The sequence below is a fragment of the Sporosarcina koreensis genome, assembly GCF_000826145.2.
Lineage (GTDB): Bacteria > Bacillota > Bacilli > Bacillales_A > Planococcaceae > Sporosarcina > Sporosarcina trichiuri.
The window spans coordinates 309,281-325,124 of sequence record NZ_LN651337.1 but is presented as its reverse complement, the minus strand read 5'-3'; the positions used below and the strand labels follow the sequence as shown (position 1 = coordinate 325,124).

General features: G+C 55.0%; 12 protein-coding genes. 8 read left to right on the top strand and 4 right to left on the bottom strand.

Features of this window, described 5'->3' with window-relative positions:
* The first annotated feature begins 1,109 nt into the window (after positions 1–1,109).
* Complete coding sequence (locus tag BN1190_RS07280) at positions 1,110–3,170, top strand: S9 family peptidase (protein ID WP_244898693.1); 2,061 nt, start codon at positions 1,110–1,112, stop codon at positions 3,168–3,170.
* Positions 3,171–3,220: 50 nt separating this feature from the next.
* Here the strand turns inward: BN1190_RS07280 and thrS are convergent, their stop codons facing one another.
* Together thrS and BN1190_RS07265 are read right to left on the bottom strand one after the other, a co-directional pair.
* On the bottom strand, positions 3,221–4,426 hold the full coding sequence (gene thrS / locus BN1190_RS07275; RefSeq protein ID WP_052461741.1) for a threonine--tRNA ligase: 1,206 nt from the start codon (positions 4,424–4,426) through the stop codon (positions 3,221–3,223).
* Between the two features lie 664 nt (positions 4,427–5,090).
* Positions 5,091–6,014, bottom strand: coding sequence for a DMT family transporter (locus tag BN1190_RS07265; protein ID WP_244898692.1), 924 nt, complete (start codon positions 6,012–6,014; stop codon positions 5,091–5,093).
* A gap of 182 nt (positions 6,015–6,196) precedes the next feature.
* On the opposite strand from BN1190_RS07265, the gene BN1190_RS07260 reads away from it, so the two are divergent.
* On the top strand, positions 6,197–7,567 hold the full coding sequence (locus tag BN1190_RS07260; RefSeq protein ID WP_040286305.1) for an MDR family MFS transporter: 1,371 nt from the start codon (positions 6,197–6,199) through the stop codon (positions 7,565–7,567).
* A 60-nt stretch (positions 7,568–7,627) separates the two neighbouring features.
* On the opposite strand, the gene BN1190_RS07255 is transcribed toward BN1190_RS07260, so the two are convergent.
* On the bottom strand, positions 7,628–9,751 hold the full coding sequence (locus BN1190_RS07255) for an ATP-dependent Clp protease ATP-binding subunit (protein ID WP_040286304.1): 2,124 nt from the start codon (positions 9,749–9,751) through the stop codon (positions 7,628–7,630).
* Positions 9,752–10,109: 358 nt separating this feature from the next.
* Between BN1190_RS07255 and BN1190_RS07250 the strand changes: the two genes are divergently transcribed.
* The 5 genes from BN1190_RS07250 to BN1190_RS07230 all read left to right on the top strand — a co-directional run bounded on the left by BN1190_RS07250 (position 10,110) and on the right by BN1190_RS07230 (position 14,862).
* Complete coding sequence (locus tag BN1190_RS07250) at positions 10,110–10,481, top strand: CidA/LrgA family holin-like protein (protein ID WP_052461740.1); 372 nt, start codon at positions 10,110–10,112, stop codon at positions 10,479–10,481.
* The gene (locus BN1190_RS07245) at positions 10,472–11,164 is read left to right on the top strand and encodes an LrgB family protein (protein WP_040286303.1); all 693 of its coding nucleotides are present in this window, start codon (positions 10,472–10,474) and stop codon (positions 11,162–11,164) included. The genes BN1190_RS07250 and BN1190_RS07245 overlap by 10 nt, the downstream gene beginning before the upstream one ends.
* A 525-nt stretch (positions 11,165–11,689) precedes the next feature.
* The gene (locus BN1190_RS07240; RefSeq protein ID WP_040286302.1) at positions 11,690–12,742 is read left to right on the top strand and encodes a M42 family metallopeptidase; all 1,053 of its coding nucleotides are present in this window, start codon (positions 11,690–11,692) and stop codon (positions 12,740–12,742) included.
* Positions 12,743–12,872: 130 nt separating this feature from the next.
* The gene (locus BN1190_RS07235) at positions 12,873–13,505 is read left to right on the top strand and encodes a LysE family transporter (protein WP_040286301.1); all 633 of its coding nucleotides are present in this window, start codon (positions 12,873–12,875) and stop codon (positions 13,503–13,505) included.
* Between the two features lie 118 nt (positions 13,506–13,623).
* Complete coding sequence (locus BN1190_RS07230) at positions 13,624–14,862, top strand: MFS transporter (protein ID WP_040286300.1); 1,239 nt, start codon at positions 13,624–13,626, stop codon at positions 14,860–14,862.
* Between the two features lie 62 nt (positions 14,863–14,924).
* Here BN1190_RS07230 and BN1190_RS07225 read toward each other — a convergent pair whose 3' ends face one another.
* Positions 14,925–15,200: a YqhV family protein gene (locus BN1190_RS07225; RefSeq protein ID WP_040287195.1), complete on the bottom strand. Its 276-nt coding sequence runs from the start codon at positions 15,198–15,200 to the stop codon at positions 14,925–14,927.
* 262 nt (positions 15,201–15,462) lie between these two features.
* Between BN1190_RS07225 and BN1190_RS07220 the strand changes: the two genes are divergently transcribed.
* On the top strand, positions 15,463–15,765 hold the full coding sequence (locus BN1190_RS07220; RefSeq protein ID WP_040286299.1) for a hypothetical protein: 303 nt from the start codon (positions 15,463–15,465) through the stop codon (positions 15,763–15,765).
* The last annotated feature ends 79 nt before the right edge of the window (positions 15,766–15,844 follow it).

Sequence of the window (15,844 nt, the reverse complement as noted above, 5' to 3'; positions counted from 1 at the left end):
AAGACCCCTCCTGTCGTCTTTCTTCATTGTAGACTATTTCCTGTACTTGTCTATTTTTCTTTTAAATGTTCATCCGTAAAAATGTAGTTTGCCAGGCACACCACCTGCACGAAGTCATTTACGCCTGTAAGAACTCCTTATCTTCTTGAAAATACCGATTTAACCGGCCTTCAGCCAATTAAGTATGCCTTTTCTTCTGGATGACACCGATTTCCCCGAGCTTCGTACAATTAAAAGCATCTTATCTTCCTGAAGCCAACCGAGTCACCGCGCTTCACGCAATTAAGCGCATCTTATCTGTCTGAAGTCAGCCATTTCTCTGGTCTTCGTGCAATTAAGACCACCTTATCTTCCTGAAGCCAACGATTTAACCGGCCTTCAAGCAATTAAGAGCCTCTTATCTGCCTGAAGGCAGCCATTTCACCAGGCTTCATGCAATTAAGAGCTCCTTATCTTCCTGAAGGCACCGATTTAACCGGCCTTCACGCAATTAAGACCGCCTTATCTTCCTGAAGGCACCGATTTAACCGGCCTTCACGCAATTAAGACCGCCTTATCTTCCTGAAGGCACCCACTTTCCCGGGCTTCAGGCAATTAAGAGCTCCTTATCTTCCTGAAGGCACTGACTTCCCCGAGCTTCATGCAATTAAGAGCTCCTTATCTTCCTGAAGGCACTGACTTCCCCGAGCTTCATGCAATTAAGAGCTCCTTATCTTCCTGAAGGCACCCACTTTTCGGGGCTTCACGCAATTAAGACCGTCTTATCTTCCTGAAGGCACCCACTTCCCCGGGCTTCAGGCAATTAAGACCGCCTTATCTTCCTGAAGGCACCCACTTTCCCGGGCTTCAGGCAATTAAGACCGCCTTATCTTCCTGAAGGCACCCACTTTCCGGGGCTTCACGCAGTTAAAACCATCTTATCTAACTGAAGGCACCGACTTGCCCAGGCTTCACGCAATTAAGCGCGCCTTCCGCACACGAAGTCATCCCACCAACCACCTTTCATGCAAAAAATAGCCTCCAACTTCCCCACAATATCAAATAAAGGACTTTTCAGACTTTCATCGAAAGTAGTAAGGTAGCTTTAAAGTGAGGAAGGAGTTTGACAGATGATGAAACCACCGATTGCAAAACGTATCCCGCATCCGCATGAGCTGCATGGCGATGTGCGCGAGGATGATTATTACTGGCTGAAGGAAAAAGAGAATCCTGAAGTCATCGAGTATCTCGAAGCAGAAAACCGGTATTATGACGAGGTTATGAAACCGCTCGAGCAGCAAACCGAGGAGATCTACCAGGCGATGGTGGACCGGGTGCCTGAGACGGAAGTCGATGTCCCGGTACAGCGCGGTCCGTATTTCTACTACTCGCGGCAGGACAAAGATAAGCAGTATCCGGTCTATGCGCGCAAGCAGGCAGCGATGCGCAGTCAGCTCGACAGCACGGACGAGGAGATTACGCTCGACCTAAACGAACTCGCCGCAGGGAGTGATTATCTGAGTGTCACCGCTCAGCGTCTCACAGAGGATCAGAAACTGCTCGCCTACCTCGAGAACCGCGACGGCACCGACCGGTATACGGTATTCGTGAAAAACCTGGAGACCGGTGTATTGCTGGCGGACCGCATTCCGGATGTGTTCATCTACGGCAGCCTCGAATGGGATCGGTCCGGCAAATACCTGTTCTACACGACGGTCGACGAACAGCAGCGCCCGTCGAAACTGTGGCGGCACGAGCTTGGCAGCACAGGGGACGATGAACTCCTCTACGAAGAGACCGACGACACGTTCTCACTCTATATCAGCAAGACGCTGAGCAAGCGGTTCATCACCGTCTATTCCGGCTCGAAGACGACGAGTGAAATCCGCCTCATCGATGCCGACGAACCGCTCGCAGAACCGAAACTCGTCGACAGACGCCGTGAAGGCATCGAGTACGATGTCGAAGATCAAGACGGTGACCTGCTGATCATGACGAATGAAAACGCACAGAACTTCCAGCTCCTCCGGGCGCCGATCGACAATCCGGACAGCCGGGAGAACGTCGTACCGTATGATGAGCACAAATATCTGCAGGCGGTCTACCCGTTCAAGGATGTGCTGCTCGTCGCAGGGCGTGAGCACGGCCTGACGCAGCTCTGGTCCGTCAAAGACGGCGAGCTTGCTCCGCTCACTTGGGATGAGCCCATCTACACGGTCGGCATTCTCAGCGGTCAGAGCCGGGATGCGAACGAAATCCTGCTGAGCTATGAGTCGTTCCTGACACCGGAAACGACGTACGCAATTGATCCGGAGAGTTTGGAAAAGACTGTGATCCAAGTCGCACCTGTGAGCGGCAGCTACGATCCTTCCAAGTTCGTGCAGAAGCAGTTGTTCGCGACAGCTGAAGACGGCGAGAAGATTCCGGTGCTCCTTGTACATCAGAAGGACGCACTTGCGGATGGTCCCGCACCGACACTCCTGTATGCATACGGCTCCTACGGGTCGAACAGCGATCCGCACTTCAGCCCGTACCGGCTGCCGGCACTCGAGATAGGTCTTGTCTTCGCTGTTGCGCAAGTGCGCGGCGGATCGGAAATGGGCCGCAACTGGTATGAGAACGGAAAGATGCAGCACAAACGCAACACGTTCACGGATTTCATCGCAGCGGCGGACTACCTGCTCGATGAAGGGATTTCGACGCGTGACCAGCTCGCTGCGCGCGGCGGCAGCGCCGGCGGACTGCTTGCGGGTGCCGTTGCCAATATGGCCGGCGACCGCTTCAAAGTGATCATTCCGGAGGTGCCGTTCGTCGATGTAGTCACGACCATGCTCGATACCTCCATCCCCTTGACGACCCTCGAATGGGATGAATGGGGCGACCCGCGCGAACCGGACAGCTATTTCTACATGAAATCCTACAGCCCGTATGACAATGTGGAAGCGAAAGACTATCCGCACCTGTACATCACGACCGGGCTGAACGATCCGCGGGTCGGCTACTTTGAACCGGCCAAGTGGGTGGCGCGCCTCCGAGATCTGAAAACCGACAGCAACACACTCGTCATGAAGACCAACATGGGCGCCGGCCACTTCGGGGAATCCGGACGGCTGAACCAGCTCAAGGAATCGGCTGCGCTCTACTCCTTCATGTTCGATAAGATCGGTGCAAAAGACAGCGTCAAATCATAATAGGATCCATTCGACCAGGCAGGAAGACACCGTTTCTTCCGCCTGGTTTTTCATTGTGCCGACACTTCCTCCAGCAGACCGAGCGCAGCCTCCCACGGCATCTGCCCGAGATCGCCTTCATGCCGTTTACGGACCGCCACTTTCCCTTCTTCCACTTCCCTGTCCCCGACCACAAACGAGAACGGCACCTTCCCCTTCGCCGCTTCCCGCACTTTGTAGCCGAATTTCTCGTCCCGGTCATCGACATCTGCCCGGTATCCCTGTTCGACCAGCCGGCGTTTCAGCTCATACGCGTATTCCAAATGAGGCGCTGCAATCGGCAGGATCCGGATCTGTTCCGGCGCCATCCAGAACGGGAACGCCCCTTCATAATGCTCCAGCAGGATTGCGAGGAACCGTTCGATCGAGCCGAAGATCGCCCGGTGGATGATGATCGGCCGGTGGGGTGCGTTATCCTCGCCAATATACTCGCAGCCAAACTTGCCCGGCATCTGGAAATCGAGCTGGACTGTGCCGCACTGCCAGCTGCGGCCGAGGGAGTCGAGGATATGAAAATCGATCTTCGGCCCATAGAACGCGCCGTCCCCTTCGTTCAGTGTGTACGCCATCCCCCGCTGTCCGAGTACATCTTTCAACGAGTCTTCCGCCCGGTCCCACAACGCCGGATCTCCCATGAATTCCTCAGGACGCGTCGACAGTTCAACCTCGTACGAAAATCCGAACTTGCTGTACATGTCATCGATCAGATCGAGCACTCCGCTGATTTCGGATACAATCTGGTCCTCACGGACGAACAGATGGGCATCATCCTGCGTGAACGCCCGCACCCGCAGAAGTCCGTTCAGCGAACCCGACAATTCATGCCGGTGCACGAGCCCAAGTTCCGCATAGCGGACCGGCAGTTCCCGGTAGCTCCGGCGCTTATGGTTGAAGATGAGCATGGCACCGGGACAGTTCATCGGCTTCAGCGCATAGTTCTGGCCGTCCACTTCCGAGAAATACATGTTGTCGTGGTAATGGTCCCAGTGCCCCGAAGTCTCCCACATCTCCTGTTTCATCATGACCGGTGTCCTGATCTCCTCATAACCTGCTTTCCGATGCGCGTCCCGCCAATACGACTCGAGCGCATTCCGGACAATCATGCCGTTCGGCAGATAGAACGGCATGCCCGGCGCCTCCTCCGATGACATGACAAAGTCCAATTCCTGACTGAGCTGACGGTGATTCTTCTTTTCTGCTGCCTGCTGATTCGACATAACAAATCGCCTCCTGATTTTTTTGGAATGAAAAAACCGCACCCGTCCCCTGAAAAGGGACGAATGCGGTCGTGGTGCCACCCTGATTTTCGCAGACGCCGAAAACACGTGCGTCTGCACTTCATTGCGATAACGGTCTCCCGGACAGGGTTTCATGCCGCGGCACGGGCCCCCCTGCCAGCTTCCAGGCGGTAATGCCGTCCGGTCCTTCCAGGGCTTTCAGCCGATGGCCCTGTTCTCTGTCGAAGGTTCCGGTCCGGGATCATGTCCTGTTCCGAGCTGTTCATGTATTCAACTAAAAAACCGCATCCGTCCCCCAAAAAAGGGACGAATGCGGTCGTGGTGCCACCCAATGTTCCGCACACCGAAATCGGCATGCGCTTCTTCTGATAACGGTCTCCCGGACAGGATTGCATGCCCGCGGGCAGTTCCTCCTGTCAGCTCAAAGGTGGTAGATCCAGCCGTTCCGCTACAGGACTTCCAGCCGATGGTCCTGTTCTCTGGCAGCGGATTGCAGGCGGGATCCATGTCCTTCTCCTGGCCATGCTATTCGATGTGACGTGTTGATACTGGATTATAGAGTGTACGTTAAAACTTGTCAACCCGTTACTTGAAATTAATTCATCAGGGATCCAGGACTACCGGAAACCTTGAAATTATTCCGTCATTCTATTATTTTTTCACCCACCATAGTCGCTTTCTGTTTTCGCAGACGACCTGCGACGAGCACGGCGGAGTACAGGACGAGCGCAATCCCCCCGTCCTGCCAGAAGGTCAGCCGATCGCCGAGGAAGAGGACGCCCATCAGCACGGCGACAATCGGTTCGACCGTCGCGAGAATCGCCGCCTTTCCCGCTTCCAGATGCTTCAGACCGCCCGTATACAGAATGTATGCGGCCGCTGTCGAAACAAGGGCGAGCAGCACTGCGGACACCCACACGTCACTGTGCAAGTATCGTTCCGGATGGCTGAACAGCCGGCTCGTCAGCAGCATGAACACACTCATATAGAAAAATGTGTATGTCGTCACAGTCAGTGCCGAATAGCGCTTCGTCACAGGCTTCGTGAAGATGCTGTACAGCGCGTAGCAGAACCCCGAGAGAATGCCGAGCAGCAGCGTGCTCCCCGAGATGCCGAGGGCCCCCGACGGGAGAAGGCCGACGACGAAGGCACATCCGACGATGGCGGCCGCAAGCGCAAGCCCTTTCCGGAGCGTCAGCGGTTCCTTGAAGAAGACCCGCGACAGCACCGTCACGAACAGCGGCCCTGTGTACAGCAGCGTCACCGCAAGGGACAGGCTGGATTGCGAGAACACTTCGAAATAGAAGTAGTTGAACAGCGCCAGACTGAACACCCCGGCACATGCGAAAAGGAGCTGATCCTTCCAGCGGGTCCGGAGCTGATTCCGGTATAATAAAACCATAAAAATGAATAAAAACAGAAAACTCAGGATTGCCCGGATGGCAACGACATCCCACGGAGAGAACCCCCGCTCATACAGCGGGGAGATGAACAGTCCGATCAGCCCCCAGCATGCCGCTCCTGCCATCGTCATTCCATATACTTTCCAGCCCGGCTGTCCGCTCAACTGGATCCCCCCTTCCCGGCCATGCAATTTCGATACGCGCAGCCGCATAGTCTGTATGCAGCGCCTCTGATGCTAGTATATAATAGAATCCGTTGAAGAGCTCAGAAACTTGCAACAACCATTCTAGTCGTCTACCTGCACATCCATCCAGGAAGTAGATATACGAAAACCGGAGGAACCCTATGGAAAAGAAAACAAAACAGAAATCGGTCGTCACGGCATTGCTGATTGCGACGTTCCTCACTGCGATCGAAGGCACAATCGTCAGCACGGCGATGCCGACAATCGTGGAAGACCTAGGCGGCAGCCATCTGTATACATGGGTCATTTCGGTCTATCTGCTCGCACTCGTCATCGCGACGCCGGTATTCGGGAAGCTCGCCGACCTGTTCGGCAGGAAGCCGATGTTCATGATTGGTACAGTCATCTTCCTGTCTGGATCAGCACTGTCAGGGCTCTCCTCTTCGATGGAGCAGCTCATCGTGTTCCGTGCCATCCAGGGAATCGGCGCAGGCGCACTGTCGACGATCCCCTATACGATCATCGGGGACGTCTTCGACTTCAAGATGCGCGCAAGGATGCAGGGGCTGATGAGCAGTGTATGGGGAATTTCGGGCATTGTCGGACCGCTCGCCGGCGGATTCATTGTCGATCGGATCACGTGGCACTGGATCTTCTACCTGAACCTGCCGTTCGGGATCCTGGCGCTCGTCCTGCTATGGACGTCGCTTCATGAAACGATCGAAAAGAAGAAGCGCACCATCGATTACGCCGGCATATTGATATTTGCCGTCACGATGACATCGTTCCTGTTCGCGCTGAATCGGCTTAAGGAGACAAAGAGCATATCCCCTGCCATGATCGGTCTGTTCGCCGCAGCACTTGCCGGGTTCATCCTATTTCTATGGATCCAGAAGAGAGGCCGCGAACCGATGCTGCCGCTTTCGCTGTTCAAAAACAAGTTTATCGCCATCTCGAACAGCGCCGGATTCCTTCTTGGGTTCATCCTCGTGTCCGTGACGTTCTACATTCCGCTCTGGGTGCAGGGCGTGACCGGGCTGAACGCAACACTGTCCGGCGTCACAATGCTGCCGATGTCGATCACCTGGCCCCTCGCTTCGATGCTGTCCGGCCGTCTGATGGACAAGCGGCCGATCTCCTACATCACCATGACAGGGATCGGCGTGATTATCATCGCCTGCACAGGGTTCACGCTGTTCACGGAGCAGACGCCGATGACGCTCATGATGTGTGTCACCGCGATCACCGGATTTGGCTGCGGCCTGACATTCACCGCCTTCACGGTCGCTGTCCAGTCGTCCGTCGGCTGGAATCAGCGCGGGGCTGCGATGGGCTCCCACAATCTGATGAAAAGCCTCGGCCAGGTCATCGGGATTTCCGTGTCCGGCCTGCTGCTGACGGACCAGCTGAACGGACCGGTCCTGCAGCACAGTCTGCACAGTGTCTTCATCCTGGTGGCAGTGCTTGCCGTCTGCGCATTCGCTGTCACATCCCTGCTGCTGAAAGAGCCTGAAACGTTCTCCCGCGAATGAATCCGGACATGCGAAAAGGCCGGGGGCTGCTGCTCCCCGGCCTTTTGCCGTTCCTTCGTGTTATGCTTTTGTCACAGTGATCTCTTCGTTCTCGACACCGACTGTCACCGCTGCCACGTCGTCTTCTTCCAGCAGAAGATCCGTCAATGGGTCTTCGATTTTATCCTGGATGACACGGCGGAGCGGACGTGCGCCGAACCGTTTGTCATAGCCGAGTGAGACGAGTGCACGTTTCGCTTCGTCCGTAATCGTGATGTCGATGCTGTGCTCCTCGATTGCATCCTGCAGATCGGCGAGCATGAGGTCGGTGATTGCGAGCAGGTTCTCTTCCGACAGTTCGCTGAACGAAACGATCGCATCGAACCGGTTCAGGAACTCAGGTTTGAAGTAGTCTCCGAGCATATCGAGCATCGCGACCGACTCATGTTCGGTCTTGTTGAAACCGACGCTCGCTTTTTTCGCCATACCGGTGCCTGCGTTGCTCGTCATGATGATGACCGTATCCTTGAAGCTGACAGTGCGTCCGTGTGAATCTGTGAGGCGGCCGTCCTCCATGATCTGCAGGAACATGTTCTGCACATCGGGATGGGCTTTCTCGATTTCATCCAACAGGACGATGCTGTACGGATTGCGGCGGATCTGTTCCGTCAGCTGTCCTGCTTCTTCGTGGCCGACGTATCCAGGAGGCGAACCGATCAGTTTCGACACGGCGTGTTTCTCCATGTACTCACTCATGTCGAGGCGGATGAAGGCATCCCGTGTACCGAACAATTCGGCCGCCAGCACTTTCGTGATCTCCGTTTTCCCGACACCGGTCGGTCCGACAAACAGGAACGAACCGATCGGACGATCCTTCGACTTCAATCCGGCGCGGCTGCGGCGGATGGCTTTCGCTATCTTTTCAACCGCTTCGTCCTGGCCGATGACCTGCCGGCTCAAGTTCGCAGCGAGGCCTTTCATCTTCGCCTGTTCGGCTGCCTGAAGTTTCGTCACCGGTATACCGGTCTTCTCTTCGACAATCCGTTCGATGTCCGCGACCGTGACGACTGTCGCACCAGTTTCACCCTGTTCTTCCGCTGCTTCGAGTTTATGGCGAAGGCCCATTTCCTCCGTACGCAATTCAGCCGCTTTTTCGTAGTCTTCCTGTTCTGCCGCCTGCTCTTTCAGGCGTACAGTTTCCTCGAGACGCGCCTGCAGTGCTTCCGTGTCTCCCGCTTCATGGGCAAGGTTCAGGCGTGCACCGACTTCGTCCATCAGGTCGATCGCTTTGTCCGGCAAGTACCGGTCCTGGATATAGCGTTCGGATAATGTGACGAATGCTTTGACAGCGTCTTCCGGATAGCTCACTTCGTGGAATCCTTCGTACCGGTCTTTGATGCCGTTGAGGATCTTCACGGTGTCTTCCGCAGACGGTTCCTTGACGATGATCGGCTGGAAGCGCCGTTCCAGTGCTGCGTCCTTCTCGATCTGGCGGTACTCTTTCAGCGTCGTCGCACCGATCAGCTGCATCGTCCCGCGGGCGAGCGCCGGTTTCAGGATGTTGCCGGCATCCATTTTCGATCCTTCGGCAGTCCCCGCTCCGACGAGCAAGTGGATTTCATCCACGAACAGCAGGACGTCATCACGCGATTCCAGCTCGGCGATCAGTTCCTTCATGCGTTCCTCGAACTGGCCGCGGATACCGGTGTTGCTCACGAGTGACGCAACATCGAGCACATATACTTGTTTGTTCAATAGTTTAGCCGGCACGTCGCCTTCGTGGATCTTGCGTGCGAGTCCTTCTGCGATCGCCGTCTTCCCGACCCCCGGTTCCCCGATGAGGACCGGGTTGTTCTTATTGCGGCGGTTCAATGTTTCGATGACGCGCTTCAGTTCCTGGTCGCGTCCGATGACTGGGTCGATCTTGCCGTCCCGGGTATCATCGGATAAGTTGTGGGCAAGTTCATCGAGCAGGCCCGGCTGCTGCTGTTCCGGCTCCCGCACTTGGGTATACGACTGCTTCCCTCCGTTTTCTTGGAAGAAGCCGCCTGTATTCGCTGAGAACGACGGCATGCTGCCTGCAGCCATCTGCCCTTTCAATTGACGGAAGCAGGACTGGCAAAGGTTCATCTGCATCGACTGCTGGTTCACTTGCAGTCTGAGGCTCATGGTTGCTTGATTTTGTCCGCATTGTTGGCATTTCATATAATGGTTCCTCCTGTCGTGTTGATTATATAGGTATTGTCCATCGACTTTGACTATCTTTGACCTTTAACTTAATTATACTCTGACCTTCTTTGACTTTCAAGGGAAGTGCTCATCACTTTCAAGCAGTTTGAACATTGTCAGAGACCGCACATTTGATCGGCAGCCTTGATGCAAGGTGATGAAGCCATTTTACCTGACCATCTTTCACCTTTAACTACAGTATACTCTGACCTTCTCTGACTTTCAAACAAGATGCTTTTGCAGAATAAAATGTCTTTTGCGTTCGCGGCACCGCTGTTTTTATAATGAAGGGTACTTCAATTTAATCGGTTTCTATCCGGAAAGGGTTCTGCAATTGTCCATATTCATCCGGCTGCTCCAGATTGCAGCCCTCTATCTGTTTTACCTGCTCGGCAGCTGGCTGCAGGAGTTCCTGCATCTCCCGCTGTCCGGCAGTATCGTCGGCCTGCTGCTCGTCCTGCTCGGACTGTCGACCGGCATTCTGAAACTGCGTTGGATCGAATCCGGCGCCCATACGCTGCTGTCCGTGCTGCCGATCTTCTTCATCCCGGCAACCATAGCTGTCATGAACTACGGTCATTTCTTCTCCGGCAGAGGCAGCCTGCTCATCCCGGTGACTATCCTCAGCACGGTCTGCACGATGGCCGCGGCAAGTTTTGCGAGTATCGCTGCGTCCCGGCGGAAGGGGGAATCGGAATGCAGCTGATCGCGCTCACGCTTGGATTCGTCCTGCTGACGGTGGTTGTCTATTTCGCCATGGATGTCGTGTATGTGAAATTCCATAAGCCGTTCCTCGTGCCGATCATCACGACGACCGGAGTCCTGATCATTGTGCTGACCGCTTTCGATATCCCATATGAAACGTATATGATCGGCGGCCAATGGATCGACAAGCTGCTCGGTCCGGCGGTCGTATCTTTGGCGGTTCCGCTGTACAAGCAGCGCGGCCTGTTGAAACGGCACTGGTTCCCGATTGCGGCCGGCGTCCTCGCTGGCAGCGGGACAGGCATGGTGACAGGTGTATTGTTCGCGAAACTCGCCGGTTTCCCAAAGGAGCTCGTCCTGTCCCTCCTGCCCAAATCGATCACGACACCGATTGCCATGCAGATCGCCGGGCAGGTTGGCGGTGTTCCGGCGCTCGCCGCCGTATTCGTCATCATCGCCGGCATCTCCGGCGTCCTGATCAGCAGCTGGCTGCTGCGCGCACTGGGTCTCGACTCGCCGCTCGGCCGGGGGATCGGCCTCGGCGCCGCGACACATGCGATCGGTACATCGAAGGCGATCGAATACGGCGAACAGGAAGCGTCGCTCAGCTCCGTCGCCATGACGCTGTCCGCGATCCTCGGCTCGCTGCTCGGCCCGGTCGTCGCCTGGCTGTTCTATATGTAATGTCGTGATTGCGCGGGTGAGTCGCAGTTGGAGCGCATCTATCTGCGATTCGCTGCTTGTATTCTGACGGACTGTCTTGTCAGACGTCCTTATTTTCATGGTGCAGCAGATTTTTGGATCGAGTGTCTGTTAGTACGTGTTTAATTTCATGATGACCTGGGCTTCCGACTCCTTCGCTCAATTAAACCGCTCTTTTTTGCACGAAGACTCCCGCGTCCAGCTCCTTCGTGCAATTAAGACGCCCTTATTTGCACGAAGACTCCTGCGCCCAGCTCCTTCGTGCAATTAAACTGCCCTTTTTTGCATGAAGACTCCCGAGCCCAGCTCCTTCGTGCAATTAAGACACCCTTATTTGCACGAAGACTCCCGCGCCAAGCTCCTTCGTGCAATTAAGCTGCTTTGATTGCACAAAAACCTGCACGCCCGCCCTGTGCACCCTCCATCCATAAACTTCGCAAATCGAAGTTGTGTGAATTCCGTGAACGCGATAGACTGAGAGAAGACAGATCCAAGGAGGAATTCATGATGACCTATACACCTGACACTGCAAAAACGAAGGAACTGATCCGGCAGCTCGTGTCGATTCCGAGTCCGTCCGGTTACACCGACCAAGTCATTTCATTCGTCGAGGACTATCTGAACGACAGCGGCGCCGAGATGCAGCGCAACCGGAAAGGCGGTCTTATCGTGACACTGCCCGGCGAAGACACGTCACAGCACCGGATGCTGACGGCGCACGTCGACACACTCGGTGCGATGGTAAAGGAAGTGAAAAGCAACGGCCGGCTTCGTCTCGACCTGATCGGCGGCTACCACTTCAACTCGATCGAAGGCGAATACTGCACGATCCACACGTCGTCCGGCAAGACATTCACCGGCACGATCCTGATGCACCAGACATCCGTCCACGTCTACAAGAATGCCGGCTCAGCGGAACGGAGCCAGGTCAATATGGAAGTCCGTATCGATGCGCAAGCAAAAACAGCAGAGGACGTCCGCGCACTCGGCATCGAAGTCGGCGATTTCGTCTCGCTCGATCCGCGGGTCGAACTGTGTGACAACGGATTCATCAAATCCCGCCATCTTGACGATAAGGCGAGTGTTGCGATCCTGCTGCAGCTGATTGAGCAGCTCCGTGATGAAAAGATTAAACTGCCGTACACGACCCACTTCCTCATTTCCAACAACGAGGAGATCGGCTACGGCGGCAATTCGAACATCCCGCCGGAAACCGTCGAGTACTTGGCGGTCGACATGGGCGCCATGGGCGACGGGCAGTCGACCGACGAGTTCACGGTGTCCATCTGCGTCAAAGATGCGAGCGGCCCGTACCACCTCGGCCTGCGTCAGGCACTCACCCAGCTCGCGAAGCAGCATGACATCCCGTATCAGCTCGACATCTATCCGTATTATGGCTCGGATGCATCGGCCGCCATCAAAGCCGGCCATGATATCATCCATGGCCTGATCGGACCGGGCATCGATTCGTCACATGCGTTCGAGCGCACGCACGAAGACTCCCTGAGATGCACGCTGCAGCTGCTGTACCACTATGTCCAATCGGAAATGCAGCAATAATACGCTTGAAGACAGCCGGTTCTGCCGGCTGTCTTTTAATTTTGCGAAGAAATCACCGCGTGCCAGTCCTATCCTCCGCTGCTGATGAATAAAATCAGCAGTACCACCCAAGTTACGGAGGAACCCCCTGATGAATTCCATTCTGCTGTATGTCTTTCTCGGCGTCTCACTTGCCGCACCGATCGGCCCGGTGAAAACCGTGCTGCTCAACACGGGCATCAAGAACGGATTTTTCCATGCCTGGTTTTTCAGCCTCGGTTCGCTGGCCACGGATATCCTGTACATGGGGATGGTCTATTTCGGCATCGGAAAATTCATCGATTCCCCGCTGCTGCAGATCATCCTATGGTCGTTCGGCTGCTTCGTCCTGCTGTATACCGGCACTGAAAACCTGTTTTCTCTGCGCAAGACGGCCCTGGACGTCAAGGTCGGCAAACGGACCCGCCTGCGGAAATCCATCATTGCCGGATTTTTCATGTCACTGCTCAATCCGCTGACGATCCTATTCTGGCTCGGCATCTACGGCTCCATGCTTGCGAAAACGGCCGGTATTTCGACAGGCATGCAGATCATCCTGAACAGTTTCGCCATCCTTGTCGGAATCATGCTCGTCGATTTCCTCATGTCGTTTTTATCGAACGGTGCCCGCCGCCTGCTGTCTTCCAAGCTGCTGGTATACGTATCCATCGTGTCGTCGTTCTCTATGATCGGCTTTGGTCTTTACTTCGGATTCCAGGCGTTTCGTGCCCTTTTTCTGGGATGAATGACGGAATTCCAGCTGAATTCTGCAGAATACATACAACCAAGACGTCCCGGCGCATAATTTACAATCGTTAGGAAACCATACCTCCATCAAGAGAAATTACACATCGAGGTGCGGCATGAACAAAACAACTAACGAGGTAAGCGTCTGGTGCATCATCAGTCTCGCTTCCATTCCGCTCGTCATGACGCTTGGGAATTCGATGCTCATCCCTGTCCTGCCGATCCTGGAGGACAAAGTGGGGATCACCTCATTCCAGTCGAGCATGATCATCACGAGCTATTCGGTCGCTGCTATTTTTCTGATTCCGATTGCAGGGTATCTCTCGGACCGGTTCGGGCGGAAGATGGTCATTGTGCCCAGTCTGATCCTAGCTCTCATCGGCGGACTGGTCGCCGGATTCGCCTCTTGGAAAATGGATAGCCCGTTCACCGTCATCATCATCGGACGAATCCTCCAAGGGATAGGCGCAGCGGGCGCCATGCCGATCGTCCTGCCGCTCGTCGGCGATCTGTACCAGGACGACGAAGAGAAGACCAGCTCGAGTCTCGGCATCATCGAGACATCCAATACATTCGGCAAAGTGCTGAGTCCGATTCTCGGATCCGTGTTCGCAGCATTCCTATGGTTCCTGCCGTTCTTCTCCATTTCCGCACTCAGCCTACTATCGCTTGTCCTGATCTTCTTCTGCGTCAAAGTGCCGAGGGAAAAAGACGAACCTGTGAAGTTCAAGGAATTCCTCCGCAGCACGAAAAAGGTGTTCAAAGCGGAGGGCCGCTGGCTGTATACCGTCTTCCTGAACGGCGTCCTCGTCATGCTGATCCTGTTCAGCATGCTGTTTTTCCTGTCTGAGAACCTCGAGAAGGTGCATGACATCAAAGGCATCAAGAAGGGATTTGTCCTGGCGATTCCGCTGCTGCTGCTGTGCATCGCATCGTTCGCTTCCGGCAAATGGATCAAAGGCAGCCTGAAAACGATGAAACGGCTGATCATCGCCTGTCTCATCCTTATGTCGGTGAGTGTTGTGTTCGTCGGATTCGTCAGCAAAAAACTGATTTTACTGCTCATCGTGACAAGCCTGGTCGGTATCGCGATCGGTGCCATGCTGCCGGCGCTTGACGCCATGATCACGCACAACATCGACAAGTCGCTGCGGGGAACGGTCTCGTCCTTCTATAGTTCTGCACGCTTCATCGGCGTCGCGGCCGGGCCGCCCGTCATGTCGCTCATCATGAAGAACATGCTGAACGCCGGCTATATCACCGCCGGCATTCTTGGTGCCATCCTGCTGTTCGTCGTCTGGAAGTTCGTCCGGACAGATGAAGAGGAGGAGCCTGCAGCGGAAGCCAAGGCATGACAAACAGGACCCAGGCGGATTGCCGGGTCCTATTCCTATGTAGAGAAAGCAGTGGAGGCGGCTCATTTCGCCTTCAGGCTGTAGACGATCAGGATGACTCCGGCAAACAGGCAGATGATCCGCGTCAGCGAAATCTTTTCTGTCAGTCCGCTCAGCGCAAGCCCCGTCGTCGTAACAAGAATCACCGGACCGACCAGCGCCAGCATACTGTTAATGTAAAACGCTTTCTCCAAATCATTGAACTTGTACATCAAAGCCGCAGCCGTGATCTCGATACTTCCCGATAGCACACGCAGCAGCACCATGAGCAGCAGCGCCCGTTCAATAACAGCAACCACATCCCCGATAAGTTTGTACTCCACTGTATGCAGACAGGCTCCCGAATAGTCGGTGTGCATCTTGAATTGTGTCCGGATGCCGATACATTCAGTGAAGTGTCCGATACCACACGCCAACTGTCCGATACCCCGTACGAAATGTCCGATACTTCCTGCCATGTGTCCGATACACCGCTCCATCTGTCCGATATCTCCTTCCCGGCGACAGGCCATGCCCGTTTCCGCTATACTGGAAGGAAACTGTGCAAAGGAGGTTTCGCTCATGAAACCTAATGAACGCACCGAACAGATCATCCAGAAATACAAAGAGGATGAAACGCTCATGATCCGCCTGTTCGTCCAGTGGTGTGCGAACCACAACCTGGATCCGCAGCACGTCTACCGGACCGCCTACCCGGATCAGCGCAGGAACGCTGCGCTGCAGGAGGCGATCGATTCGGACGAAGGGATGGAGGAACTGCCCATCGACAACGACACGATGCTGGATGTGCTGCAGTTGTTCGGAAATGATGACCTTGCATTTGCCGTGGCTGATGAAATCGCTAAGATGCCGAGAAGCAAGTGAGCGGCGGAACACTCTCGAAGGCCGTCAAGCCCTATATATGGCAGCAAATCCGGGACCCCAAGTTATTGGGTGTCCCGGA